General features: G+C 65.6%; 22 protein-coding genes. 5 read left to right on the forward strand and 17 right to left on the reverse strand.

The features are described from left to right. Nucleotides 1–2: 2 nt before the first annotated feature. Nucleotides 3–1,586, reverse strand: coding sequence for a signal recognition particle protein (gene ffh / locus M1E07_RS12410; protein WP_461186995.1), 1,584 nt, complete (start codon nt 1,584–1,586; stop codon nt 3–5). Between the two features lie 84 nt (nt 1,587–1,670). Here ffh and M1E07_RS12415 point away from each other — a divergent pair, with 84 nt between their 5' ends. Then, the gene (locus M1E07_RS12415; protein ID WP_461186996.1) at nt 1,671–3,074 is read left to right on the forward strand and encodes a glucose-6-phosphate dehydrogenase; all 1,404 of its coding nucleotides are present in this window, start codon (nt 1,671–1,673) and stop codon (nt 3,072–3,074) included. 126 nt (nt 3,075–3,200) lie between these two features. Here the strand turns inward: M1E07_RS12415 and M1E07_RS12420 are convergent, their stop codons facing one another. Next, complete coding sequence (locus tag M1E07_RS12420) at nt 3,201–3,539, reverse strand: P-II family nitrogen regulator (protein ID WP_159631736.1); 339 nt, start codon at nt 3,537–3,539, stop codon at nt 3,201–3,203. After that, nucleotides 3,536–4,894 (reverse strand): ammonium transporter, encoded by a 1,359-nt coding sequence (locus M1E07_RS12425; protein ID WP_461186997.1) that lies wholly within the window; start codon nt 4,892–4,894, stop codon nt 3,536–3,538. The genes M1E07_RS12420 and M1E07_RS12425 overlap by 4 nt, the downstream gene beginning before the upstream one ends. Nucleotides 4,895–5,121: 227 nt before the next feature. Here M1E07_RS12425 and M1E07_RS12430 point away from each other — a divergent pair, with 227 nt between their 5' ends. After that, entirely contained in the window at nt 5,122–6,384 is a 1,263-nt protein-coding gene (locus M1E07_RS12430) for an MFS transporter (protein WP_461186998.1), read from the forward strand. Here M1E07_RS12430 and ftsY read toward each other — a convergent pair. The 7 genes from ftsY to coaD all read right to left on the reverse strand — a co-directional run bounded on the left by ftsY (nt 6,381) and on the right by coaD (nt 14,471). Continuing rightward, a complete protein-coding gene (gene ftsY, locus M1E07_RS12435) occupies nt 6,381–7,589 on the reverse strand; it encodes a signal recognition particle-docking protein FtsY (RefSeq protein ID WP_461186999.1) in 1,209 nt (402 codons plus the stop codon). The genes M1E07_RS12430 and ftsY overlap by 4 nt on opposite strands. A 73-nt stretch (nt 7,590–7,662) precedes the next feature. Further along, nucleotides 7,663–11,250: a chromosome segregation protein SMC gene (gene smc, locus M1E07_RS12440; protein ID WP_461187000.1), complete on the reverse strand. Its 3,588-nt coding sequence runs from the start codon at nt 11,248–11,250 to the stop codon at nt 7,663–7,665. Nucleotides 11,251–11,352: 102 nt separating this feature from the next. Beyond that, nucleotides 11,353–12,327 (reverse strand): bifunctional DNA-formamidopyrimidine glycosylase/DNA-(apurinic or apyrimidinic site) lyase, encoded by a 975-nt coding sequence (mutM, locus tag M1E07_RS12445; protein WP_461187001.1) that lies wholly within the window; start codon nt 12,325–12,327, stop codon nt 11,353–11,355. 5 nt (nt 12,328–12,332) lie between these two features. Continuing rightward, on the reverse strand, nt 12,333–13,061 hold the full coding sequence (gene rnc, locus M1E07_RS12450; protein WP_461190391.1) for a ribonuclease III: 729 nt from the start codon (nt 13,059–13,061) through the stop codon (nt 12,333–12,335). Between the two features lie 21 nt (nt 13,062–13,082). Continuing rightward, nucleotides 13,083–13,286 carry a 50S ribosomal protein L32 gene (rpmF, locus tag M1E07_RS12455; RefSeq protein WP_009356569.1) on the reverse strand — a complete coding sequence of 68 codons (204 nt, stop codon included), beginning with the start codon at nt 13,284–13,286 and terminating at the stop codon, nt 13,083–13,085. A 36-nt stretch (nt 13,287–13,322) separates the two neighbouring features. After that, nucleotides 13,323–13,847 carry a YceD family protein gene (locus M1E07_RS12460; RefSeq protein WP_461190392.1) on the reverse strand — a complete coding sequence of 175 codons (525 nt, stop codon included), beginning with the start codon at nt 13,845–13,847 and terminating at the stop codon, nt 13,323–13,325. 123 nt (nt 13,848–13,970) lie between these two features. Beyond that, nucleotides 13,971–14,471 carry a pantetheine-phosphate adenylyltransferase gene (gene coaD, locus M1E07_RS12465; protein ID WP_461187002.1) on the reverse strand — a complete coding sequence of 167 codons (501 nt, stop codon included), beginning with the start codon at nt 14,469–14,471 and terminating at the stop codon, nt 13,971–13,973. 43 nt (nt 14,472–14,514) lie between these two features. On the opposite strand from coaD, the gene M1E07_RS12470 reads away from it, so the two are divergent. Both M1E07_RS12470 and M1E07_RS12475 read left to right on the forward strand, forming a co-directional pair. Then, nucleotides 14,515–15,744, forward strand: coding sequence for an aminotransferase class I/II-fold pyridoxal phosphate-dependent enzyme (locus M1E07_RS12470; RefSeq protein ID WP_461187003.1), 1,230 nt, complete (start codon nt 14,515–14,517; stop codon nt 15,742–15,744). Further along, nucleotides 15,744–16,532 (forward strand): spermidine synthase, encoded by a 789-nt coding sequence (locus M1E07_RS12475; protein WP_461187004.1) that lies wholly within the window; start codon nt 15,744–15,746, stop codon nt 16,530–16,532. The genes M1E07_RS12470 and M1E07_RS12475 overlap by 1 nt, the downstream gene beginning before the upstream one ends. Here the strand turns inward: M1E07_RS12475 and rsmD are convergent. From rsmD to thiL, 4 genes are read right to left on the reverse strand one after another with little or no spacing between them, the layout of a single operon-like run. Then, nucleotides 16,529–17,194: a 16S rRNA (guanine(966)-N(2))-methyltransferase RsmD gene (gene rsmD / locus M1E07_RS12480; RefSeq protein ID WP_461187005.1), complete on the reverse strand. Its 666-nt coding sequence runs from the start codon at nt 17,192–17,194 to the stop codon at nt 16,529–16,531. The two genes, M1E07_RS12475 and rsmD, sit on opposite strands and share 4 nt — an antisense overlap. 45 nt (nt 17,195–17,239) lie before the next feature. Further along, nucleotides 17,240–19,504: an ATP-dependent DNA helicase RecG gene (locus tag M1E07_RS12485; RefSeq protein WP_461187006.1), complete on the reverse strand. Its 2,265-nt coding sequence runs from the start codon at nt 19,502–19,504 to the stop codon at nt 17,240–17,242. Beyond that, nucleotides 19,494–20,480 carry a DAK2 domain-containing protein gene (locus M1E07_RS12490; RefSeq protein WP_461187007.1) on the reverse strand — a complete coding sequence of 329 codons (987 nt, stop codon included), beginning with the start codon at nt 20,478–20,480 and terminating at the stop codon, nt 19,494–19,496. Before M1E07_RS12490 ends, M1E07_RS12485 begins: the two co-directional genes overlap by 11 nt. A gap of 22 nt (nt 20,481–20,502) precedes the next feature. Then, entirely contained in the window at nt 20,503–21,549 is a 1,047-nt protein-coding gene (gene thiL, locus M1E07_RS12495; RefSeq protein ID WP_461187008.1) for a thiamine-phosphate kinase, read from the reverse strand. A 92-nt stretch (nt 21,550–21,641) separates the two neighbouring features. Between thiL and M1E07_RS12500 the strand changes: the two genes are divergently transcribed. Then, a complete protein-coding gene (locus M1E07_RS12500; RefSeq protein ID WP_461187009.1) occupies nt 21,642–22,145 on the forward strand; it encodes a DUF3515 family protein in 504 nt (167 codons plus the stop codon). Between the two features lie 126 nt (nt 22,146–22,271). Here the strand turns inward: M1E07_RS12500 and M1E07_RS12505 are convergent, their stop codons facing one another. The 3 genes from M1E07_RS12505 to M1E07_RS12515 are packed head-to-tail and all read right to left on the reverse strand — an operon-like array spanning nt 22,272 to nt 25,240. Further along, nucleotides 22,272–23,420, reverse strand: coding sequence for a D-alanine--D-alanine ligase family protein (locus M1E07_RS12505; protein ID WP_461187010.1), 1,149 nt, complete (start codon nt 23,418–23,420; stop codon nt 22,272–22,274). Nucleotide 23,421: 1 nt separating this feature from the next. Beyond that, entirely contained in the window at nt 23,422–24,474 is a 1,053-nt protein-coding gene (locus M1E07_RS12510; RefSeq protein WP_461187011.1) for an NAD(P)H-dependent glycerol-3-phosphate dehydrogenase, read from the reverse strand. Next, nucleotides 24,464–25,240 (reverse strand): lysophospholipid acyltransferase family protein, encoded by a 777-nt coding sequence (locus M1E07_RS12515; RefSeq protein WP_461187012.1) that lies wholly within the window; start codon nt 25,238–25,240, stop codon nt 24,464–24,466. The genes M1E07_RS12510 and M1E07_RS12515 overlap by 11 nt, the downstream gene beginning before the upstream one ends. Between the last annotated feature and the right edge of the window lie 8 nt (nt 25,241–25,248).

Raw genomic sequence — 25,248 nt, forward strand, 5'->3', positions numbered from 1 at the left:
TGTTACTTGCCGAGGAACTTGTCGAAACCCTTGGGCAGGTTCAGCTGCGAGGGATCGAAGTCGCCTGCCTGCTGGCCGAAGGCGGCCCCGGTGGGCAGCGCCTTGGCGGCATTTGCACGGCGGGCCTCGGCATCCTTGCGCTCCTGGGCGGCCTTTGCGGGGTTACCGGACTTGGCCTTTTTCTTGGGGGCGTTCTTGGCGTTCTTCCGCGCGCCGCCGCCCGCACCGGGCATGCCCGGCATACCAGGCATTCCCGGCATCCCGCCCTGGGCCATCTTCTTCATCATCTTCTGGGCCTGCGCGAAACGCTCCAGGAGGCCGTTGACCTCGGAGACGTGCACGCCGGAACCCCGGGCGATGCGGGCCCGGCGTGAGCCGTTGATGATTTTGGGAGCCACGCGCTCGTGCGGCGTCATGGACCGGACGATCGCTTCGACTCGGTCAATCTCGCGCTCGTCGAACTGCTCGAGCTGTTGGCGGATGTTCTGCGCGCCCGGCATCATCATGAGCATCTTCTTCATGGAACCCATGTTGCGGATCTGCTGCATCTGGGCCAGGAAGTCGTCGAGGGTGAAGTCCTCCTGGTCGGCGAACTTCTTCGCCATCCGGGCGGCTTCGTCCTTGTCCCAGGACTTCTCGGCCTGCTCGATGAGCGTGAGGACGTCACCCATGTCCAGGATGCGGGACGCCATCCGGTCAGGGTGGAAGAGTTCGAAGTCGTCCAGGCCTTCACCGGTGGAGGCAAACATCACCGGCTTACCGGTGACCGACGCCACCGAGAGGGCTGCACCGCCGCGGGCGTCGCCGTCGAGCTTGGACAGCACGATGCCGGTGAAGTTCACGCCCTCATCGAACGCATGCGCCGTGTTCACGGCGTCCTGGCCGACCATGGCGTCGAGGACGAACAGCACTTCGTTCGGAACGATGGCGCGGCGGATCTGCCGTGCCTGCTCCATCATGGCCGCATCGACGCCGAGGCGGCCGGCGGTGTCCACGATGACGACGTCGTGAAGTTTCTGGCGGGCTTCCTCTACACCGGCGCGGGCCACCTCTACCGGATCCCCGGCCGGGTGCTCAAGTTCGGATGATGTGGCTCCGGGGTGCGGCGCGAAGACGGGCACCTTGGCCCGCTCACCAACCACCTGGAGCTGAGTGACGGCGTTGGGGCGCTGCAGGTCACAGGCCACCAGCATGGGGCTGTGGCCCTGGGCCTTCAGCCACTTGGACAGCTTGCCCGCGAGCGTGGTCTTGCCGGCGCCCTGGAGGCCGGCCAGCATGATGATGGTGGGACCGTTCTTGGCCAGGCGGATACGGCGGGTCTCGCCGCCGAGGATCTCCACCAGTTCCTCGTTGACGATCTTGACGATCTGCTGGCTGGGGTTCAGGGCACCGGAAACTTCGGCGCCCAGGGCGCGTTCACGCACCCGGGCTGTGAATTCACGGACAACGGGAACGGCAACGTCCGCGTCCAGGAGGGCGCGGCGGATCTCGCGCACTGTGGCGTCAACGTCCGCCTCAGTGAGGCGGCCCTTGCCGCGGAGATTCTTGAAGGTTGCTGTCAACCGGTCAGAGAGTGAATTGAACACGCGCCGTGCACTTCTTTCAGTGGATGATCGGGACTCGACTATCTAGGGTACCAAGTCGGGCCCGCAAGGTGGCATGCTGGCAAAATGACGAGCCAAACAACGGTAAAAACCCTGCTCATCCTCGGCGCTTCCGGAGACCTCACCGGCCGGCTGCTCCTGCCGGGCCTCGCACGCCTTGTGGCCACGGGCCGCGCGGCAGGGCTGCGGCTGGTGGGGGCAGGCTCAGATCCCTGGACACCGGAGCAATGGCGGGACAGGGTCCGTACGTCCTTTGCGGCGTCCGCCGGGTCCGCTGATCCCGACGGTTTGCGGTCATTGGAGGACCTGGAAAAGGAAACGGTCTACCACCAGCTGGACGTCACCGCCGACGGTGGGCTGGCATCGCTGCTCGCCACCCTTGAGGGTCCCACTGCGGTCTACTTCGCCCTGCCGCCCCGGATCAGCCAGCTTGCCTGCGAGGCCCTCCGGCCCGGGCAGGTTCCGCCCGGCACGCGGCTGGTGATGGAAAAGCCCTTTGGTTCCAGCGAGGAGTCAGCCCACTCACTAAACCAGACCCTGGTGCGGCTGGTACCGGAGGACCATATCCACCGGGTTGACCACTTCCTGGGCAAGGCCACAGTGCTGAACATCCTGGGGCTGCGTTTTGCCAACAACTTCCTGGAGCCCGTCTGGAACCGGCAGCACGTGGAGAAGGTGGAGATCATCTTCGACGAGGACCTCGCGCTGGAGGGCCGGGCCCGTTATTACGACGGCGCGGGCGCCCTCCGGGACATGATCCAGAGCCACCTGCTCCAGATCATGGCCCTGATGGCGATGGAGCCGCCGTCGACCATCAGCGAACGGGACCTGCGCGACGCCGTCTCCACGGTCCTGCGCGCCAGCAGCGTGGGCGCCCCCTTCACGGAGTCCACCCGGAGGGCGCGCTACACGTCCGGGACGGTGGCAGGAAAGGAAGTGCCTGACTATGCCGGGGAGGACGGCGTCGATGCGTCGCGGGGCACCGAAACCCTGGCACAGATCCAGGTGGGAATAGAAAACTGGCGCTGGAAGGGCGTTCCGTTCATCCTGCGCTCCGGCAAAGCCATGGGTGCCAGGCGCAAGGAGGCCGTGGTGACGTTCCGGCCCGTCCCCCACCTTCCCCAGGGCTTCACGGGCGTGGACTCGCCGAACCAGCTGAGGATCGGCTTCGGGCCGGACACGCTCGAATTCGACGTCGACGTCAACGGCCCGGGCGAAATCCTCAGCCTCAGCCGGATCACCTTGGAAGCGGAGCTGAGCGCCTCCGAACTCCTGCCCTACGGTGAAGTGCTGGAGGGCGTGCTGGCCGGCGATCCGCTGCTCTCCGTCCGGGGCGATACGGCAGAGGACTGCTGGCGGATCGTCGAGCCGGTCCTGAGGGCATGGCAACAGGGCACGGTCCCGCTGGAGGAGTACGACGCCGGATCGTTCGGGCCGGCGGCATGGTCCGGTACCGTGCGGGCTGAGTAACGCGGGAAACTGAGCTGCGGCCCGCCAGTGGCCGGCCGCAGTAATACAGGAAAACAAAAGAGCGGGCAGGGAACCTCTCGGTTTCCTGCCCGCTCTTCTGCGAGTGTTGTGCCGGGCAATGTCCGCCTAGATGGCGGCTACTCCGCGTTCCCCGGTGCGGACCCGCACTGCCTCATGGACATCCATGGTCCAGACTTTGCCGTCCCCGGCCCGGCCGGTGTTCGAGCTGGCGATGATGACATCCAGGATGTCGTCGGCCTGCTCGTCCGTTGCCAGGACTTCCACCCGGATCTTCGGCAAGAGGTCCACGTTGTACTCTGCCCCGCGGTACACCTCGGTGTAGCCGCGCTGCCGGCCGTAGCCGCTGGCCGCGCTGACCGTCAGGCCCTGTACGCCGTAGGCCTCCAGCCCTTCCCGGATGGCCTCAAGTTTTTCCGGCCTGACGATTGCGGTAATCAGTTTCATGCCCCCACGCTTTCCTTGCCTGTTGCTGATGCGGTCTTCTGGGCGTCCGTAGCTTCGGATGCCTGGGCGGCCTCCGGCTGGGTTTTGCCCGTGATCATCTCGTGCAGCGGCTGGAAGCTTCCGCCGTGGCCGCCAACACCGAACTCGTAGGCGGTTTCGGCGTGCAGGCTGAGGTCCACACCCACCGTCTCCTGTTCCTGCGAGACCCGGAAGCCCATGGTCTTGTGGATGGCCAGGGCGATGATCGCGGTCAGGATTGCGGAGTAGGCAATGGCAATGCCGGCTGCAGCGAGCTGCGCCCACATCTGGGTCATGCCGCCGCCGTAGAAGAGGCCGCCGCCTACGCCGTCGGTGGGCAGTGCGATGAAGCCGAGGGCCACCGTGCCGATGATGCCGGAGACCAGGTGGACGCCGACGACGTCGAGCGAGTCATCGAAGCCCCAACGGAACTTCAGTCCCACTGCCAGGGAGGACGCCACACCGGCTACCACGCCGAGGCCGAGGGCACCGACGGGACTGACGTTGGCGCAGGCGGGGGTGATGGCCACCAGGCCGGCAACCACACCGGATGCAGCACCGAGAGAGGTGGGGTGGCCGTCGCGGATCCGTTCGGTGACAAGCCAGCCGAGCATTGCGGCGGCGGGTGCCGCCAGGGTGTTGACCCAGATCAGGCCGCCCTGTTCTGCGGTGGCTGCGGCGCCGCCGTTGAAGCCGAACCAGCCGAACCACAGCATGGCTGCACCGAGCATCACGAAGGGGACGTTGTGCGGGCGGTGGTTGGGGTCCTTGCCGAAGCCCTTGCGGTTGCCGATGATAAGGACGAGTACCAGTGCAGCCACGCCTGCGTTGATGTGGACCACGGTGCCGCCGGCGAAGTCGATGGCCGGGCCCAGCGCCTGGCCTACAGCGCCTTCGGGACCGAAGAGGCCGCCGCCCCAGACCATGTAGGCCAGGGGGCAGTAGACCAGGGTGACCCAGACGGGGACGAAGACGCTCCAGGCGCCGAATTTTGCCCGGTCCGCGATGGCACCGCTGATCAATGCGACGGTGATGATGGCAAAGGTGGCAGCGTAGCCAACCTTGATCAGTCCGTCAGGAGTGTCAATGCCTTCGAGGCCGAAGGTGGCGAACGGGTTGCCGACGATCTGCAGGAACCCGTCACCGGAGCTCATGGAGGCGCCCCAGAGAACCCAGACAACGCCCACCATGCCAATGGAGATGAAGCTCATCATCATCATGTTCAGGGCGGCCTTGGCGCGGGTCATGCCGCCGTAGAAAAATGCCAGACCCGGCGTCATCAGCAGCACGAGGGCTGCCGACACCATGATCCATACGTGACCTGGGGTAAGTTCCATGGTGCACGTCCTCTCTGGTCGAATAATGCGGAATCCTCCGCCTGCCAACGCCTTATTTGCGTCCTGTAACGAGTTTGTCCGCGCCGTGTTTCGCCCACGGAGGATTTAGATTGCCGGCCTGTTACAACAACCTCTAGGAAGTAAATGGTGCATATCGTGCTTGTTACGGTTGTGTTTCACCATTTCCGCCGACACCCGGCATTCCAGACTGCAAGGATTTGTGCACCATGACGGCAGCACCCCGCGGAAGCGGCGTCACATCAAGGATCATGGCCCGCTTCCGGCCGCAACGGGACCGGCTTCCCCGCGATATAAAGGTGATGCTCGCCGCGGCGTTCCTTATTGCGCTGGGATTCGGGCTTGTTGCGCCCGTATTGCCGCAGTTTGCCACGACATTCGGCGTGGGCAACACGGAGGCATCCGTGATTGTTGCCATCTTCGCGTTCATGCGGCTCGTGTTCGCGCCGGCGGGCGGAAGTTTGATCGGGAGGCTGGGCGAAAGGCCTGTCTATGTGGCGGGGCTGCTGATTGTGGCCCTTTCCACCGCGGCGTGCGCGTTCGCCCAGGACTACTGGCAACTGTTGCTCTTCCGGGGGCTCGGCGGCGCAGGTTCGGTCATGTTCACCGTGGCCTCCATGGCGCTGGTGATTCGGTTGGCGCCGCCGGAAAGCCGCGGCAGGGTGTCCGGCGCGTATGCGTCGGCGTTCCTTATTGGCAATGTCTGCGGGCCGATCGTGGGCGGGCTGCTGGCGGGATTCGGCCTCCGGATACCTTTCCTGGCATACGCCGCGGCCCTGGTAGTGGCCGCACTGGTGGTGCAGACGCAACTGAGCCACGAGCGCCGCGGGTCGGCTGAGGCGCAGCAGCGCGACCCGGCGATGAAGCTCGGGGAAGCCCTGGCGACAGGAGCGTACCGCGCTGCCCTGATGTCCAGCTTCGCCAACGGTTGGGCCACCTTCGGCGTACGCATGGCCACCGTCCCCCTGTTTGCCGCCGCTGTCTTCGGAGCCGGACCCGAGGCAGCAGGGCTGGCTTTGGCGGTCTTCGCCGCAGGCAACGCGGGGGCACTGACTTTCTCGGGCCGCCTGGCCGACAGCATGGGGCGCAAGCCCATGATGATCTCGGGCCTGCTCGTGGCTGCCGTGTCCACGGCCGGGATCGGCTTCGCCGGCGATCTGGCCTGGTTCCTGGCAGCCTCGGCGCTGGCCGGCGTCGGCTCCGGACTGTTCGGGCCCGCCCAGCAGGCCGCCGTCGCCGATGTGATCGGCAACGGGCGGTCCGGCGGCAAGGTCCTGGCGGTCTACCAGATGACGTCCGACGTCGGCGCTATCGTTGGGCCCGTCCTGGCCGGTGTGCTGGCGGACCGGCTGGGCTACGGCTGGGCGTTCGGCGTCACCGGCGGCATCATGCTCGTTGCCGCCTGCAGCTGGCTCGGCACCCGTGAAACCCTACGGACCGCCAAGGGCCAGGGCGCGGCGGACGGGCGCTAGTTCAACAGGGCGTCCACAAATGCTTCGGCCTCGAACGGGGCAAGGTCGTCAGCGCCTTCCCCCAGTCCAATCAGCTTGACCGGAACGCCAAGGCTCTTCTGGATGGCGACGACGATCCCGCCCTTGGCGGTACCGTCCAGCTTCGTCAGGACGATACCGGTGATGTTGACGACCTCCGAGAACACGCGCGCCTGGTTCAAGCCGTTCTGGCCGGTGGTTGCATCCAGTACCAGGAGGACCTCGTCCACTTCGGCCAGCTTTTCCACCACGCGCTTGACCTTGCCCAGCTCGTCCATGAGCCCGACCTTGTTCTGGAGCCGGCCGGCGGTGTCGATCATCACCACGTCGACTTCCTGGTCGATGCCCGCCTTCACTGCCTCATAGGCCACCGAAGCCGGATCGGCGCCCTGGATGTCCGACTTCACGGTGGGAACTCCCACACGCTGGCCCCAGGTTGCCAGCTGCTCAGCGGCGGCAGCCCGGAATGTGTCCGCGGCGCCGAGGATGACGTCCTTGTCCTCCGCCACCAGCACGCGCGCGAGTTTGCCTACAGTGGTGGTTTTGCCGACGCCGTTTACGCCTACCACCATCATGACCGCGGGCCTGTCAGCGTGGCGCTGGACACTCAGGGTTCGGTCCATGGTGGGGTCGACAAGCTTGATGAGTTCCTCACGGAGCAGCATCTTGACCTGCTCGGGGGTCCTGGTGCCCAGCACCTTGACGCGCTCCCGGAGTGCGTCCACGAGCTGCATGGTGGGTTCGGTGCCAAGGTCCGCCAGAAGGAGGGTTTCCTCAACTTCGTCCCAGACGTTTTCATCGATCCTGTCGCTGGAAAGCAGTGCCAGGAGTCCCTTGCCCATGACGTTGTTGGAGCGGACCAGCCGTTCGCGGAGGCGGATAAGCCGGCCGGCCACGGGCATCGGCGTCTCCACCGAAATGACTTCCAGCCCGGCAGCATCGTCCGGGACCGTGGCGGTGTCCAGCCCCTCGAGATCCACGCCGTCCGGTGCCTTGCGGTCCGTCGCCGCGGCCGGACTGTCGTCAACGGCCGTGCTTCCGCTCCGCGGCAGGACGGGGTCGTTGGCATCGCGGGTGCCGGGGTACTGGGTGATGTTCTTCCGCGTCTTAAGCAGGACCGGAATCAGCCCGCCAATAACCGCCAAGGCAGCAACAATGGACAAAATTATGGGGAGGATGTCATTCACTCCCCTAGCTTCTCATAACGCAGCGGGCGTTATGGGCGGGGCAGGGGTACCTGTACCGGCCCTCCAACCCTGCCTACACCTCGGCGCCCAGGCGCTGGCTGATCACGGTGGAGACGCCGTCGCCCCTCATGGTCACGCCGTAGAGTGCATCCGCCACTTCCATGGTCCGCTTCTGGTGGGTGATGACGATGAGCTGGCTGGACTCCCGAAGTTCCTCGAAGATGGTGATGAGCCGGCCCAGGTTCGTGTCATCCAGGGCGGCCTCCACTTCGTCCATCACGTAGAACGGCGACGGCCGCGCCTTGAAAATCGCCACCAGCAGGGCGACGGCAGTCAGCGAGCGCTCACCGCCTGACAGGAGCGAAAGGCGCTTGATTTTTTTGCCTGCAGGGCGGGCCTCCACTTCTATACCGGTGGTCAGCATGTCCGCCGGATCGGTGAGCACCAGCCGTCCCTCGCCGCCAGGAAACAGCCGGGCGAAGACTTTAACGAACTGCGCCTGGGTATCCTCGAAGGCTTCCGTGAAAACACGCTGGACGCGGTCATCCACTTCCTTGATGATGTCCAGCAGGTCCTTCCGGCTGGCCTTCAGGTCCTCCAGTTGGGTGCTGAGGAACTGGTGGCGCTCCTCAAGGGCGGCGAATTCCTCCAGCGCCAAGGGGTTGACCCTGCCCAGGCTGGAGAGATCGCGTTCTGCTTTCCGGAGCCGTTTTTCCTGCTCCTCGCGGACATAGGGCTTGCCCTCGATGATCTCCGCTCCGCCGGCGTCCACCGGTGCGCGCAATGCGGCCCACTTGTCGCCGCTTTCTTCGGCAGGCACCGGGACCGGGACCTCCGGCCCGTAGTCCGATACCAGGGCATCGGGGGTGATCCCGAGCTCATCTATGGAGCGGCTTTCCAAGGCTTCAATACGGGCCCGTTGTTGTGTGCGGGCCAGCTCATCGCGGTGGACGTTGTCCGTGAGCTCAGCAAGTTCCCGGGCGAATGACTCGTTTGCGGTCCGGATGCGCAGCAGCTCTTTGTCCCGCTGTTCCCGGTTCTCTTCAGCAAGGTCGCGTTCGTGCCTTGCCAGGTCTACGGACACATCCATGTACCGCAGGACGAGTTCAACAGCGGCGGCGACGGCGGCAGCCCGTTTGGCCTGTGCCCGGCGGCGGCGGGCGCGTTCGGCTGCTTCCTCACGGGCGCGGCGCTCGGTGGCAGCGGCGCGTTCCAGCGACTCGACCCGGTTCCGGGTGGCGGCCAGCTGCTCTTCGGCGCTGCGCAGTGACAGCCGGGCCTCCACCTCGGCTGCCCGGGCTGTTGAGGCTGCCAGGGCGAGGGCATCCCGGTGTTCGGTGGAAGGCTCCTGTTCCAGCGGCGCCTCCTGGGCTGCGGCAAGCCTCGCCGTCACGGCGGCGAGCGCTTCCTGTTCGGCAACGACGTTTGCTTCGGCCCGGGCCAGCGCCGCGGCGAGCCGGTCGCTTTCGCCCACTGCGCTGCGGAGTAGGGAGTTGAGGTGGCCAAGGCGTTCCGCAACGGCCGCCAGCCTTGCATCTGATTCATGCAGCCGGTCGAGTGCCGAGTCGGCACGTTCCTGCGCCTCAGCCCGCCGCGCCTCCGCCCCGGCCAGGGCGAACCTGTTCCGCTCCAGCTCCGCAGTGACGGACGAAAGCCGGCCTTCGGCGTCGTCCACGGCGGCCTGGACCTCAAGGAGGGACGGTGCCTTCGCCGAGCCGCCCGTGGCGGAAACCGCGGTGAAAACGTCCCCTGCCAGGGTCACGGCGGTGATACTTGGGCGTGCAGACACCAGCGCGGCGGCCGCCGGGACGTCAGCGACGACGGCGGCGGCGGCCAGCAGGTGCGTCACCGCCGGGGCCGCGCGTCCGGCGTCCTGCACCAGTTCCACTGCCCAGCGCGCTCCTTCCGGAAGGGGTGGGGCTTCGCCGGCTCCGGCCCCTTGGGCCGCACCCGCCAGTTCGAGCAGGAACGCCGCCCTCCCGGCGTCGTCGTCCTTGAGCAGTTCAACCACACCGGCTGCTGCCTCGTGGTCCCGCACGAGGACCGCTTCGGACGCTTCCCCCAACGCAGCGGCTATCGCCGCTTCATAACCCGGCTCCACTGTCAGTTCCCCCGCGAGGGTTCCCAGTACCCCTGCCAGGCCGGCGTCGAGGACGTGGCCTGCTCCGTCCTTCCTGTTGAGCCCAAGCTGCAGGGCGTCCCGGCGCGCCACGAGTGCGTCACGCTTCCGGATCCCCTCACTGACGGCAGCTTGGAGGCCGGAGATGTCCTGGACCACTGCGTCGAGGGTTGAACTGGCGGATTCGTAGTCGGCGTCCAGGGATTCCTCGCCTTCTTCTACTCCTGCCACCTGGTTTTCGAGTGCGGTGAACTCGGACTGGGCCCGGGCGCGCCGTTCCGCCCCGGAAGCCTGGGATTCCCGGAGCCTGCCCAGTTCGGCCTGCGCGGACTCGACGCGTGACCTCGCAGCCCCTACCTGTCCGGCCAGCCGTGCCAGTCCTTCGCGCCGGTCAGCGGCTGCCCTCAGCACCGCCGTGAGCCGCTTGTCCTCGGCCAGGGCGGCCGCCTCTCCCTCTGCCTTCGCTGCGCTGGAGGCTTCAAGGACGCTGCGCTTATCCAGGATGTGGCGTTCAAGCTCGGCAAGTTCCCCGCGGACCCGCGCGGCCTGCCGCTCCAGTTGTTCGGGGTCGCGGCCGGTTGCCGGGGTCTCGGTGGAACCAAGCAGGCGGCTGCGTTCCTCCGCCAGGGTGCCGAGGGAACGCTGCCGTTCACGGGCGGCTGTCAGACGGTACCAGGTGTCCCTTGCCGCGTTCAGTTTCGGGGTTGCTTCGGCGGCCAGCTGCTCCAGGGCAGCCTGCTGCCGGCGCCCGGTTTCCAGTTCCTGCTCGACCGCGGTCCGCCGGAATTTCAGCGCGGCTTCGTCCGCGACGTCCTGCTCCAGCGCTTCCTGCAGCCGGACGAGGTCGTCGGCGAGAAGCCGTGCGCGTGCGTCGCGGACGTCGAACTGGACGCGCTGGGCACGGCGGGCCACCTCGGCCTGTTTGCCCAGCGGGGTCAGCTGGCGCCTGATCTCCCCGGTGAGGTCGGTGAGGCGTTGCAGGTTGGCCTGCATGGCTTCAAGCTTGCGGACTGTCCGCTCCTTGCGGCGCCGGTGCTTGAGGATGCCGGCGGCTTCCTCGATGAAGCCCCGGCGGTCCTCGGGGGTGGCGTGGAGTACACGGTCCAGCTGCCCCTGGCCCACTATGACGTGCATCTCCCGGCCCAGGCCTGAGTCGGACAGCAGTTCCTGGATGTCGAGCAGCCTGCAGCCGGCACCATTGATGGCGTACTCGGAACCGCCGGCACGGAAGAGTGTCCTCGAGATGGTGACTTCGCTGTACTCGATGGGCAGGGCACCGTCAGCGTTGTCGATGGTCAGCGAGACGTGTGCGCGCCCGAGCGGCGGCCTGCCGGACGTACCGGCGAAAATAACGTCTTCCATCTTGCCGCCGCGCAGGGTCTTGGCGCCCTGCTCCCCCATGACCCAGGCGAGGGCGTCCACCACATTCGACTTTCCGGAACCATTGGGGCCCACCACGGCGGTGACGCCGGGTTCGAAATTAAAGGTGGTGGCGGACGCAAACGACTTGAACCCCCGGACGGTCAGGCTTTTGAGGTGCAAGGCTTTTGGATCTCCTGGATGGCTGGGACGGATGCTTCCCTGCACCAAATCTACTGCTTACCGGCGAAATGCCGCGGATTAACTGGCCTGCGCCGCTTCGGCCTACCAGCGCCCGTTGCGGGGACGGGGCTGGCACACAGGACAAGTGTGCGAGGAGCGGCTCATGAACTGTTCCCGGCGGATGGACGCGTGGATACCCGCAGCGGCGCACCGCCTGCACGGCTGGCCTGCCCGCCCATAGGCGTTGAGGGAACGGTCGAAGTACCCGGAGGCGCCGTTGACATTGACATACAGGGAATCAAAGCTGGTTCCGCCTGCGGCCAGCGCATCGAGCATAACCTCACGGGCGCTGTCCAATACCCTTTCCGCTTCGGCACGGCGCAGGGTGTCAGTGGCCCGGGCATAATGGAGACGGGCACGCCACAACGCCTCATCGGCGTAGATATTTCCGATGCCCGACACCAGGCCCTGATCCAGGAGGGCCCGCTTCAGTCCCGTTTTGCGTTTGCGGAGGCGGCGGTAGAAGAGGTCAAAAGAGAACGCTGGATCCAAGGGGTCCCGTGCAATGTGCGACGCCTCCTCTGCGATCAGCGGAAGGGGTGTCTCAGCGAGGCCGCCTGGGCCGCCGTCGTCCGTTGGAACCAAGGCGGTGACGAACAGGCCGCCAAAAATCCGCTGGTCCACAAACCGCAACTGCTCCGGCATGCCTTCGCGCGAACTCAGCCGGATCCGCACTTTGAGGTGTTTCTCGTCCGGGACATTGCGGTCCTGCATCAGCAACTGGCCGCTCATGCCCAGATGCGCCATCAGTGCCACCTGCGGAAGGCCGGCAGATCCCCCTGGGGCGTGCCTTTCAGGGCTGGCGGACGAATCAAGCAGCGGCAGCCAGAGGAATTTGCCCCGCCGCACGATGTCAGCAACGGTTACGCCTTGGAGGTTTCCGACGAAGTCTTCGGCTCCCAGTGCGTGACGGCGGATCGAGCGCTGGTCGAGGACTTCCACACGTTCGATGGTCCTGCCGCGGACCCAGCTCACCAGGCCGCGGCGGACCACCTCAACCTCGGGAAGTTCAGGCACGTCGACTACTTGGCGGCTACGGAACCGGCCGTTTTGCCAGCCGGCGCGGAACCGGCATTGCCGGTGAGGGCCCGCCAGGCGTCGGCAGCAGCTTCCTGCTCCGCTTCCTTCTTCGAGTGTCCGGTGCCTTTGCCATAGGCCTTGCCGCCTATGTGCAGTACAGCGGCAAAAACCCGCGCGTGGTCGGGGCCGGAGCCCACCACGGCGTAATGGATGGTACCGAGCTGGCGGCTGGCGGCGAGTTCCTGGATGCTGGTTTTCCAGTCGGTCCCGGCACCCAGGGCGGCAGCATCCTTGAGCAGGGGCCCGATCAGGCGCATCACAAGCTGCCGGGCCGTCTCGATGTCATTGGACACATAGGTGGCACCGATCAGCGCCTCCATAGTGTCCGCCAGGATGGAGGCCTTGTTTTTACCCTCGGTGAGCTTCTCGCCCTGCCCAAGGTAGATGTAATCACCAATGCCAAGGCTGCGTCCGATGCCGGCAAGGGCACGGGTGCTGACCACAGCGGAGCGCCGCTTCGCAAGGTCGCCCTCGGGAAGGTCCGGGTTGTCCCGGTACAAAGCGTCCGTCACGGAGAACCCGAGGATGGAGTCGCCCAGGAATTCGAGCCGCTCGTTCGTGGGGATGCCGCCGTTTTCGTAGGCGTAGGAACGGTGTGTGAGCGCAAGACGAAGCGTCCCGGCGTCAATAGAGACACCGAGACGCTTCAAAAGCTCTTCAGTTGAAGACATCATGTCAGCCGGAGGGGCCGATTAGACGTCCGCGACCTTGCGGCCCTTGTACTCAAGGAACAGCGCGGTGCCGGCCGAGTCGGTGACGACCTTTGCCTGGTGCGGCAGGCTGTAAGTAACCTGGCCGTTCTCCACGGTTTTCACCAGGTGGGGGGCGGTCGCCTTCCACTGCGAGCGGCGGGCGCGGGTATTCGAGCGAGACATTTTCCGCTTGGGAACAGCCACGGCTAACTCATTTCTCTCTAGACAAACACGTACAAATCAATTTTGCCGGTCAGGCTTAGCCATATCAGCTAGGGCAGCCCAGCGAGGATCCAAGACCTCGTGGTGGTGCCCCGGCTCGTCTTCCAGGCGAACTCCGCATTCGGAGCAAAGGCCCTGGCAGTCTTCCCGGCACACCGGCTGGAACGGCAGGTTGGTGACAACCGCGTCCCGCAACACCGGTTCAAGATCGATTACATCGTGCTCGACTCGACGTTGCTCTTCATCATCTTCTTCGTCCGAAAGCACTATGCCCTCATAGAAGAAAAGTTCTTGCACATTGACCTCAAGGTCATACGCAAGGGGATCCAGGCATCGCCCGCATTCACCGGTTACCCCGGCAAGTGCGGTTCCTGATACCAAGATTCCTTCGTGTACGGCCTCAAACCTCAGATCCAGCTCGATATCCGAGCCTTCCTGAACACCAATGAGCGCCACACCAAGATCACTTGGTGCGGGTACATGTTCCGTCAGTGTCCGCATGCTTCCCGGACTGCGTCCGAGGTCCTTGACGTCGAACGCCAGGGGCGAACCAGCACCTCGTTTAATGAGAACTCCTGTTGAACATATGACCGACGTACCATCTTAGCCTGAAGAGCCACAGGGACTCAAACCAGGCAGCCGGCGGCGCCGAAGTACCGGACCAGCCTACCCTTTTAGCTGCTGTTCCGCCGCCGACTCGCCCGGAAGCATCCTCCGGTGCACCGACCTCGGAACGTATTCGGAAACACTGCCGCCCAGGCTTGCAACTTCCTTGATCAGGGTGGAGGACAGATGGATGTAGTGGGCCTCAGCCGGCAGGAAAACTGTTTCCACGCCACTGAGCTGGCGGTTCATGGTGGCCATGGGAAGCTCGTAGTCGAAATCCGACGAGGACCGGAGGCCCTTGACGATGGCTGAGACGCCCCGCTGGCGGCAATACTCTGCGAGGAGCCCCTCCCCCACCGGTTCCACCACAATTCCCTTGAGTGAGGCCAGGGTTTCCCGGGCCATGTCCAGGCGCTCTTCCAACGCAAACCGGTACTTCTTGCCCGGGTTGGTGGAGACCGCAACAATGACTTCATCAAAGAGGCCCGCAGCCCGTGCAATAACCTCAAGATGACCATTGTGGATGGGGTCAAAGGAACCGGGGCAGACAGCTCGTCTCATGCTCCGAACCTACCCCATGAAAAGGCCGGGATACCATGACTGGATGCATTCACGACGGCAAGTTTCCGCCCCCACGGCACCTGCGCCCTGGCAGCGGACCGCGCTCGGAGCCAACCTCCTGGGTCCTGACGGCGGACTGGGAGTCACGATCTTCGAAGAGATGACCACCCTGGCGGTCAAGACCGGCGCCATTAATCTGGGCCAGGGCTTTCCGGACGAGGACGGCCCGCTGGAGATACGGGAAGCCGCCCGCGCGGCCATCGCCTCCGGGGCGAACCAGTATGCACCGGGCAAAGGCGTCCTGGAACTGCGGGAAGCAGTGGCTGCGCACCAGGAGAGGTTTTACGGCCTCTCCCCCGACCCGCAGACCGAGGTGATCGTCACTACGGGCGCCACCGAGGGCATCGCCGCCTCCCTGCTGGCGTTTGCCGGACCCGGTGACGAGGTCCTGACCTTTGAACCGTTTTACGACTCCTACGGCGCAGTCATCGGCCTGTCCGGCGCCACGCATGTGACGGCTCCCCTGCTGGCCCCGGACTTCATGCCGGACCTGGCCGCGCTGGAGGCTGCCTTTAACGAGCGGACAAGGGTGGTGCTGCTGAACAACCCGCATAACCCCACCGGCGCCGTCTTTCCGCGCCCGGTGCTGCAGCGCGTCGTCGACCTGGCCCGGAAGCATGATTGCCTGATCGTTACTGATGAGGTGTACGAACACCTCACTTTCGGTGACCGCCACGTGCCGGTGGCGTCCCTGCCGGGAGCGGGCGACCGGACCATCACCATTTCCTCGGCCGGGAAAACCTTCTCCCTGACCGGCTGGAAGGTCGGCTGGCTTACAGGTCCGGAAGACCTTGTGTCCGCCGTGCGCACGGTCAAGCAGTTCCTTACCTACAGTTCGGGCACACCGTTCCAGTCAGCCATTGCCACCGGGCTCGGCCTGCCGGACGCTTTTTACAACGATGTTGCCGCCACCCTGAAGTACAAGCGCGACATTCTCAGCGAAGGCCTCCGGGCAGCCGGCTTCGACGTTTTCACCCCGCAGGGAACGTACTTCGTTAACGTGGACACGGCCCCGCTGGGCATCCAGGACTCTGTGGACCTGGCACGCAAGCTCCCCGGCCTGGTTGGCGTGGCAGCCATCCCGGTCCCTGTTTTCTGCCATCCCGAAGGAGCTGAGAGGACCCGTAGCCTCCTACGGTTTGCGTTCTGCAAAAAGACCGAAGTTTTGGAGGAAGCCGCCGCCCGGCTGGCCACCCTCAGCGGCCGGCTCTGATGCCGGCAGGCAGCGATGGTCGGGCGGAACGGTTCCTGCGCACCACCGGACAGCACGCAATCATAGAACCGGCTGCCTTCACCGACGGCAGCTACGTACTCAGCATCGGCGGTGCGGAGCAGTCCCATGTGAACCTGGCCCGGCCGGAGGAGATTTTCTACGAGTACCTGCGCCGGATCGGCCACCTGGTGGACCTCGCCGCCCCTGCAGGAATGCCCGTGACGGCACTGCATCTGGGGGCCGGGGCGCTGACGCTGGCGCGCTATATCCAGGCGACGCGGCCGGGGTCAGTCCAGTACGCGGTGGAGCTGGAACGTGAACTGCTGGATTTTGTCCTCCGCCACCTGCCCCTCCCGGAGGGGACTGACCTGCACACCATTATCGGGGACGCCCGCGACGCCCTCGCTGAACTCGAACCCGGACTCCGCTTCGACGTCGTCATCCTGGACATCTTTTCCGGCCCGGAAGCGCCGGCGCATCTTGCCTGTACCGAGTTCTACAGCGAGATTCGGGAACGGCTCACCCCGGGCGGGTTGCTGATCGTCAATGTGGGCGACGAGCCGGGGCTCACCCTGGTCCGCAGCCAGGCGGCAGCCATGCGACTGGCGATGGGAGACGTGGCTGCGTTTGCTGAAGCAGGAATGTTCCAGGGCCGCTACCCGGGCAACATCGTCCTGGCCGGCACCCAGACGCCCTGGCCTGACGGGTGGTCCGCGGAATTAGTGGCCCGCGGCCCGTATCCCGCTAAAGTCCTGGCCGGCGTGGACCTGGATGCACTCGCGCCCTAGTCCTGATCAACGACGTCCTGATCAACGACGTCCTGATCAACGACGTCCTGGTCCACCACGTCCTGATCCACGGCGTCCGGGTCGATGGCGTCCGGCACAAATGGCTCTGCGAACCACAGCCGGGTCTCGCCGTATTTCTTCTCCGCGAACCGTGCCAGGCCTCCGGGCCAGCCCGGCTCAGGCGAGCGGGACGACCGTTCCACCACCACCACAGCAGCCGGCGAAAGGTGGGCAGCGAGCTTTTCGAGCACCGCGGACAACGCGATCTCCTCCAGCGGATAGGGCGGGTCAAGGAACACCAGGTCCCAGGTTGCCGTATCGGCTGCGCGCTCCAGGAAGGGCTCGACTTTCGAGCGGTGGACCGTCACGGCCTTGCGGCCCAGGACCCCGTTGATGAGGTCGGCATTGCGCTGGCAGACGGCACTCGCCTTGGCATCGAACTCCACCAGGTCCACTGCCTGCGCGCCCCTGCTGCCACTCTCCACACCCAGGGAGCCTGATCCGGCGTACAGGTCAAGAACCCGCGCCCCGCCGATGACTTCAAAGGCTTCCAGCCGTGAGAACAGCGCTTCCTTGACGCGGTCCGTGGTGGGCCTGGTCAAGGAACCCGGAACAGACTGCAGGGGTGTACCGCCGGCGGCACCGGCAATGATGCGGCTCATTGGGCGGCCGCGCTTCGGCCGCCGCGCATTTCGGAACCAACCGTGCTAACCGCGTTCAAGGAACGCCTCCTTCTCGGGGTTGAGGTACTTGTCGATTGCCTCTGCCAAATCGCGGTGCGAGCCCAGCGAAGGGTCCGCCGCCACGATCTGCTGGGCATCGTCCCTGGCGCGGCTGATGATAGCTTCATGTTCGAGCACGCGCAGCAGTTTCAAGGTGGAGCGCCCGCCGGACTGGGAGGCGCCCAGGATGTCACCCTCGCGGCGCAGCTTCAGATCCTCCTGGGAAAGTTCGAAGCCGTCGGTGGTGGCGGCGACTGCGTCCAGCCTCCGCCTGCTGGGGTGTTCAGGTTCCAGGGCGGTGACCAACAGGCAGGTCCCGGGCAGGCCACCCCTGCCCACCCGGCCGCGCAGCTGGTGCAGCTGCGACATACCAAACCTGTCGGCGTCGAGGATGACCATGAGGGTGGCGTTGGGAACGTCAACGCCCACCTCAATCACGGTGGTGGAAACCAGCAGCTTGACCCTGTTTGCCATAAAGCCGGCCATGGCGGCGGACTTCACTTCCGGCGGCTGGCGCCCGTGCAGCGGTGCCAACGGAACCCCGGAAAGGGCGGGCTCGTCAAGGAGCTGTTCGACGACGGCGGTCACTGAAGCGAGTTCCCGTCCGTTTTCCCCGTCAGCGCCTTCGGCGAGGTCGGCTTCCCCGGGACTGAAGTCGCCGTCGTCGTCGGTCCCGATCTTCGGGCAGACGACGTACACCTGGTGTCCGGCGTCAATTTCCTCGCGGGAACGGGCCCAGATGCGGCCCGCCCAGGCGGGGTTTTCCGCAAGCCCCACCAGATGGGTGCTGATGGGTGCCCGGCCCTGGGGAAGCTCGTCCAGAACCGAGGTCTCCAGGTCCCCGAACACCGTCATGGCAACGGTGCGCGGGATGGGCGTGGCGGTCATGACCAGCAGGTGGGGCGGCTTCCTGGCTTTGGCCCGGAGCGCATCCCGTTGCTCCACGCCGAAGCGGTGCTGCTCATCCACCACGATCAGGCCAAGATCGTAAAAGGTGACGTTGCCGCTGAGCAGGGCATGGGTGCCGATGATGATTCCGGCGGTTCCGGAGGCGGCGTCGAGCATAGCCTGCTTTCGCGCTCCGGCCGGCATGGAACCTGTCAGCAGCGTGACCTGGACGGAGGCGTCGTCGAGCCCTCCCAGCAGGCCGTCCCTGGAGAGCGGTCCCAGCGCGCGGCGGATCGACTCGAAGTGCTGCGCCGCCAAAACCTCGGTAGGCGCCAGCAGTGCCGCCTGTCCTCCGGCGTCCACCACCTGCAACATGGCCCGCAGCGCCACGATGGTCTTGCCGGACCCTACTTCACCCTGCAGCAGCCGGTTCATCGGAGAGTCGCGGGCCAGTTCCGCCGCGAAGGTCTTCCCGACGGCGGCCTGCCCGGCTGTGAGGGTGAAAGGGAGGTTGGCGTCGAAGGCGGCAAGCAGGCCGCCAGTGACAGGCCGGCGTGCAGTGGCTTCCTCCGCGGCCAGCTGAGCGCGGCGCCGGGCCAGCGCGGACTGCAGCACGAGCGCCTCGTGGTACCGGAGCCGGTCCCGTGCCCGCCGCCAGTCATCAGGAGATTCCGGAGCATGGATGAGCCGGTACGCCTGGGCCAGCGGCACGAATTCCTCGCGGGCGGCGACTGTGCCCGGGACAGGATCAGGCAGGGCCTCAAGGTCCACGGTTTCAAGCAGTGTTGAAACCGCCTTTTGGATCTTCCAACTGGGAAGTTTGGACGTCGCCGGGTAAACCGGAACCGGCATGGCCGCCAGTTTTTCCGGGTCCAGGCCGGCGTCGCTGAAAGGGTCTTCATCGAGGAGCTGGAAGTCGGGGTTGGTGAGGCCCAGGGATCCCTTAAAACTGGTGACCTTTCCGGAGAACAGGGCCCGGCGTCCCGGCAGGAGTTCGGCTTTCGCTTTATACCCGTTGAAGAAGCTGATTTTAAGCGTGCCCGGTACTTTGCCCCGGTAGTCCGTGCCGCCTACGAGCCGGAGCCCTTGCTGCCCGTCGTCGTCGGAAATCACGACGTCGGTGATGGTCCCGCGGCGTGCCTGCATGGACCGGGTGCTGCTGGACAGCACCCGGGCAATGAGGGTGACTTCCTCATCCCGCGGGATTTCGCTGATGGGCGTCAGCTCTCCGCGGGACATATAGCGACGTGGAAAGTAGTTCAGCAGCCCGTCCACCGTGGTGATGCCGAGGTGCTTTTCAATGACCGCCGCGGAACGTTTGCCGATGCGCCGTTCCAGCGCAAGGTCCAGTTCAGCGCTCATGCCCACTGGAGTTCACTGCATCCGTGTGTGGTTCCTGCGGCAGGGCCAGTTCGCTGATGCTGATCTGGACGGGCTCCCCGAGCGACCGGATGATGGCAACTGCGGGTTCAGGTGCAGGAACGTGAACATGTACCCGCCAGCGGTAGTTCCCGTCGTCGTCGGGACTGTTGCCTACCTGGCTCATGATGACTGACTCGCCGATCTCGTCAAGCTGCTGCCGAAGCGTTGCAGCGTTCAGCGGCGAGAGCTTGATGGTGCACATGACTTCGACGCCGTCGTCATCCGGCAAGGCTGTGTGGATATGTGGATCGGACACGTCATAGCCATGCAGCCCGTCAAGGAGCTCGCTTTGAAGCTCCTCGCCCAGGACAGCGGAGCGGAGGCAGTCCAGGATCAGGAGCATTCCCACTCCGCCGGCGTCCACCACGTGCGCGGACGTCAGGGCATCCAACTGGTCCTCAGTGCGGATGACCGCCGCCAGGGCGGCTTCGACGGCTGCATCAAGGGCCAGTCCCAGGGCGTGGTTGCTGTCATCGCCGTTTTGCCCCGCATCCACGGCGGCTGCGGCCCGTGCAGCAGCCTCCATGACGGAAAGCATTGTTCCGGGGACGGGATCGCTGAGCGCTGACCATGCCCGGATCTGGGCTCGGTTCAGGGCGGCTGCCAGCAGTGTGGAGGTCAGCCGGGTGTGACCTGCCAGGGGCTCGGCCGCCGCGCAAAGGAACACTGAGAACAACGTGCCTGAGTTGCCCCTTGCCTCCTCCATGGCTGCCTGGCCGGCGCGGGCCAGTACAGCACCAACGTCCAGTTGCACGGGCTGGTCCCCGGCTGCCGCAGCAGACTGGGCGGCGGCGCGAACGGTGATGTACAGGTTGGTGCCCGTGTCGCCGTCGGCCACCGGGAAGATATTGATGGCGTTGAGGCGGTCGCTATGGTTTCCAAGGACGGTCTCAGCCTTGCCCAACCACCTCTTCATCGCTTGCGCGTTGGCGGCAACCTTAGTGTGCAAAGTGATCCCATCCCCCGGTATCCGCGGACCGGCCCGCTATTTTGACGCTCGGGCTTTCGTTGCTTCGCAATGCTTGTATCGAGCCTATCGCAGTGAATCCGGCTGGAAGCTGAACGTGCGGTGGGAATGTGGCGAGCAGTCCGTGGTCCTCTCCGCCGCCCAGCACCCACGCCATCGGATCCGTTCCCAACAGCTCCGATGCGGGTCGCAGCACATCCGCCAGCGCCCGGAGCTGCGGCGCGTCCAAGTCCATGGTTACCCCGCTTGCCGTTGCCAGCCGCAACCCGTCCCGCAGCAGGCCGTCCGAAACATCCAGCATCGCAGTGGCGCCGGCGGCCCGGGCAGCGGGGCCGGCAGCCAAAGGCGGCCGGGGCCTGCACTGCAGGTCCAGGAAGACGCGCTGGTCAGGGCGGAGGGCATCGATGTTTACTGTGGACTCGAGAATGGCCAGGCCTGCGGCCGCATGCCCGGCCGTTCCTGCAAACGCCAGGACATCCTGCGGTTGCGCTCCCGACCGGAGAACTGCCTGGTTGCCATCGAGGGTACCCAGGACTGCCACCGTTACGGAGATTTCCCGGCCCTTGCCCAGGTCGCCTCCGGCTACCGAACACCTGGCGGCGCCCAGGTCCCTGATTCCCGCTGTCAGTCCGTCCGCCAGGTCTTCCACCCAGTCAACGGGTGTCTCCGGAGTAAGGGTGAGGCTGACCACCATGGAAGTGGCTGCGGCTCCCATCGCATTGATGTCGCTGAGATTCTGCGCCGCTGCTTTCCAGCCGACATCAAAACCGGTGGTCCGGTAGCCGTTGGACCACTCCAGCCGGAAATCCTGGTCCTGCACCTGGGTGTCAATGCTGATGACGGTCTTCCCGTCAGGGGCCGACACTACAGCAGCGTCATCCCCGGGACCGAGCAGGGTGGCCTGGGTATGGTCCCCTCCCATGGAAAGGCGCGGAAATATCCTCGCCAGCAGCTCAGCTTCGGATAGGGCGGCGACGGCGGGCGGCTGGTCTTGGACGGTCAAACGCTTTTCAGGCACGCCACTACGCTACAGCGGGCCCCCGACATTGGCGGCCTGCGGCCGCCGGCACCGTGTCCGGAACAGCGGGGACGCAACGATAGTCTTGGAGAATGCACCGCCTTGAGCTTTCCCTGCCCGCCCGCGCTGCCAGGATGGCGCTGACCGGGACTGTTGCTTCCCTCGCCTTGGCCGCTTGCTCTCCCGCCGTGGACGTCCCCGCGGCCAGGGATGCCGCAAACCCCGCCTGCGCTCCCATGATGTTGGCCTTGCCGGAAGCCATCGGCGACTCGGCGCTGCGCAAGACGAACAGCCAGGCCACAGCGGTTTGGGGCGACCCCTCCTTGGTGGTTCTTCGCTGCGGAGTCAACGTGCCCGGCCCCACTACCGACCGCTGCGTGACAGTCAACGGGATCGACTGGGTGATCAAGGAAGGCGACCCCGTCTGGACGCTGACCACTTACGGCCGGGAGCCCGCCACCGAAATTCTGATGGACCCGGACAAGATCAGCTCTGCCACTGTCCTGGCCGATCTTGCCGTTGCCGCGGCCGAGATTCCGCGCACCCGGAACTGCGTGGGCCAGGAAGAGCTGCAGGACCTGCCCCAAAGCCAGTAGTCCCGGCAGGGTTCCCTGGCCGAAGCGAAGCGAGGCGAGGGTGCCGGTGTTGGGCCCACGCCGGCAGGGTTCCCTGGCCGAAGCGAAGCGAGGCGAGGGTGCCGGTGGGGATCAGCCCGGTGGGGGTCAGCGGAGTCCGGTCTTCCGGTTCAGTGCGAGGTAGATGAGTTCGTCGATCAACTCGGCGTAGTCCAGCCCCGATGCGGCCCACATCTGCGGGTACATGCTTTTGGGGGTGAAGCCCGGCATGGTGTTGATCTCGTTGATGATCAGCTGGCCGTCCGGTGTGTAGAAGAAATCCACCCGGCTCAGGCCCTCCGCCCCCACCGCGTCAAAGGCGGCTGCGGCGAGCTCCCGCACCCTTGTGATCGCTTCCTCCGGGAGCTCTGCCGGGCAGCTGAGCGAGGCGGCACCGTCCTCGACGTACTTTGCGTTGAAGTCGTAGAACTCGTGGCTGCCGCCGGCCACGGAGATCTCGCCCGGCATGGAGGTCCTGGGAGCGTCGGTGCCCCTGCCTTCCAGCACCGCGCACTCGATTTCCCGGCCAGTGATGCCGGCCTCAATCACCAGTTTGAGGTCATGCCGCCGCGCTTCCTCGATGGCGGCGTCCAGTTCCTCGAGCGAATCGACCTTGGAGATTCCCATGGACGATCCAGCCCGCGCAGGCTTAACAAATACAGGGAAGCCGAGCCGGTCCACCTTTTTCCGCACGGATTCCGCATCCTTGCGCCATTGCCTGTCGGTCACGGCGATGTAGGGGCCAACCTGAAGGCCCGCTGCTTCAAAAACCACCTTCATGAAGTGCTTGTCCATGCCCACTGCAGAGGCCAGGACGCCGGCTCCGACGTACCGCGTGTCGGAGAGTTCCAGCAACCCCTGGATGGTGCCGTCCTCGCCGAACGGGCCGTGAAGCAGTGGGAACACCACGTCCACGGCACCGAGTTCCTGCGGTACCTCGTTCGGGGAGGCCACAATCAGCTGGTGCTCGCCGCCGATCTGGGCCAGCGTCACGGTTTGCTGCGACGGAACCACCTCCGGCAGCGACGATGCTGCGAGGGACCATTGCGCGGTATCGGCGGCGGCCAGCACCCATTGCCCTGACTTGGCGATCCCAATCGGGATGACGTCGTACTTGTCCTTGTTGATCGCACCGAGAACACCGGCGGCAGTCACGCAGCTGACGGCGTGCTCGCTGGAACGGCCACCGAAAAGTACGGCTACCCGGGGTTTTGCCCCGCCGGCCGGCTCTGCTGCGGTCAGTTTGTCATGGGACATGTCAGTAATCGCCTTCAGGTTTCAGTTCCCGGGCCAGCAGGACGGGCCCCAGTTGGTCAACGGACAGCTTGCCTGCCAGCACCGCCACGACGGCTGCCGTGATGGGCATCTCGACGCCCAGCTTTGCTGCCAATTCGTGGACGGCCTGGCCGGATTTGATGCCTTCGGCGGTCTGGGTCATTTTCTGGCCCACTTCCTCCAGCGTCAGGCCCTGGCCCAGCAGCCGCCCGGCAGTGTGGTTGCGCGACAGGGGCGAGGAGCAGGTTGCCACCAGATCCCCCAGCCCGGCCAGGCCGGCCATCGTTTTCGCTTCCCCGCCCAAGGCAAGGGCCAGGCGGGACGTTTCGGCGAGACCGCGGGTAATGACGGAAGCTTTGGTGTTGTCCCCCATCTGCCTGCCCTCGCAGATGCCCACCGCCAGCGCGATGACATTCTTGACGATGCCGCCGATCTCCACCCCAACGATGTCGGAGGTGGTGTAAGGGCGGAAGTAGGGTGCAGTGCAGCTGCGGGCGATCCAGCCTGCAGGAGCCGGGTCGGTGCAGGCGACTACCGAGGCCGTGGGTTCTTCACGGGCAATTTCCATGGCAAGGTTTGGCCCGGAGACGATGGCAATGCGCTCGTTGGGCAAGCCGAGTTCCTGGCTGATGACCTCGCTCATCCGGGCGTCGGTACCCAGTTCAAGGCCCTTCATCAGGGAAACCACCATGGCGCCGGGGGCAATCATGTCTTTCCACCCGCGCAACTGCGGCCGCAGGGACTGGGCCGGAACGGCCAGGACCACCAGGTCCGCCCCTTCAAGGACATCGCGGACGTCCGTGGAGGCGGTGATGCTTTCCGGGAGGGCAATGTCCTTCAGGTACTGGGAGTTGCGATGGAACGTGTTGATTTCGTCCACCACTTCGCTCCGCCGGCCCCAGAGGCGGATGGCGCGCGGCTCGCCTGCGGCGGTGGCAGCATCCGCCAGGATCTTGGCGAATGTTGTCCCCCATGAGCCCGCGCCGAGTACTGCAACGGACCGGGCCGAACCGGGGTGATTCCCCTCAGAGCTCACCGTTGTTCCGTTCCCCGGTCTGCTGCTGCCCGCGCTCCACGAAGCGGCCGTGCTTCGCCTGCTGCTGCCTGGCCGGGTCCCACCGCTCCGCTGGAGGCTGCTCGCCCCTGATCTCTGCCAGGAGCTGGGTGATGGCATCCATGATGGCGTCGGTGGCCGCGGTCAACGTTGCCTTGTCCAGCGGACGGCCGCTGAAGGCGCTGAGGTCGACGGGATCGCCCACCACCACCCTCGACTTCTTGCGGGGGAACAGGTGGAAGCGCTTGCCGTAGCGGGGGAACACTTCGTGCGCACCCCAATGGGCGATCGGAACCACGGGAATGCCGCCTTCGAGAGCCAGCCGTGCCGCGCCGGTGTGGCCCCTCATGGGCCACAGGTCAGGGTCCCGGGTCAATGTGCCCTCGGGATAAATGATGATGGCGCCGCCCTCGGCAACAATCTCCTGCGCCACCTGCAGCGAACGGTTGGCACCCGCCGTCGAACGTTCCACCGGGACCTGCTTGGTTGCCCGCAGGACCCAGCCCAGGACGGGAACCTTGAAGAGTCCGGACTTCGCCAGGAAGTGCGGCGCCCGCTTGCTGTTGTAGAGCAGGTGGCCGATGATCAGCGGATCGATCTCGGTGCAGTGGTTGGGCGCCGCGATAAAACCGCTGGCAGGCAGCTTCTCAATGCCTTCCCACTTCTTGTCCATCATGAGGTTGAACAAGGGACGTACTATGCCGGCGACCACCGCAAGGGTGGCGCGGCTCTTGGCCGATTCCTTCACTTGGGCCG

This window comes from Arthrobacter sp. Z4-13, assembly GCF_054792705.1.

Excerpts from the sequence above, each read along its gene's own strand:
- M1E07_RS12415 (WP_461186996.1), top strand. The coding sequence starts at position 1,671 with ATGACGAGCCAAACAACGGTAAAAACCCTGCTCATCCTCGGCGCTTCC.
- M1E07_RS12420 (WP_159631736.1), bottom strand. The coding sequence starts at position 3,539 with ATGAAACTGATTACCGCAATCGTCAGGCCGGAAAAACTTGAGGCCATC.
- M1E07_RS12425 (WP_461186997.1), bottom strand. The coding sequence starts at position 4,894 with ATGGAACTTACCCCAGGTCACGTATGGATCATGGTGTCGGCAGCCCTC.
- M1E07_RS12430 (WP_461186998.1), top strand. The coding sequence starts at position 5,122 with ATGACGGCAGCACCCCGCGGAAGCGGCGTCACATCAAGGATCATGGCC.
- rnc (WP_461190391.1), bottom strand. The coding sequence starts at position 13,061 with ATGTCTTCAACTGAAGAGCTTTTGAAGCGTCTCGGTGTCTCTATTGAC.
- coaD (WP_461187002.1), bottom strand. The coding sequence starts at position 14,471 with ATGAGACGAGCTGTCTGCCCCGGTTCCTTTGACCCCATCCACAATGGT.
- M1E07_RS12470 (WP_461187003.1), top strand. The coding sequence starts at position 14,515 with ATGCATTCACGACGGCAAGTTTCCGCCCCCACGGCACCTGCGCCCTGG.
- M1E07_RS12475 (WP_461187004.1), top strand. The coding sequence starts at position 15,744 with ATGCCGGCAGGCAGCGATGGTCGGGCGGAACGGTTCCTGCGCACCACC.
- rsmD (WP_461187005.1), bottom strand. The coding sequence starts at position 17,194 with ATGAGCCGCATCATTGCCGGTGCCGCCGGCGGTACACCCCTGCAGTCT.
- M1E07_RS12485 (WP_461187006.1), bottom strand. The coding sequence starts at position 19,504 with ATGAGCGCTGAACTGGACCTTGCGCTGGAACGGCGCATCGGCAAACGT.
- M1E07_RS12490 (WP_461187007.1), bottom strand. The coding sequence starts at position 20,480 with ATGAAGAGGTGGTTGGGCAAGGCTGAGACCGTCCTTGGAAACCATAGC.
- M1E07_RS12500 (WP_461187009.1), top strand. The coding sequence starts at position 21,642 with ATGCACCGCCTTGAGCTTTCCCTGCCCGCCCGCGCTGCCAGGATGGCG.
- M1E07_RS12505 (WP_461187010.1), bottom strand. The coding sequence starts at position 23,420 with ATGTCCCATGACAAACTGACCGCAGCAGAGCCGGCCGGCGGGGCAAAA.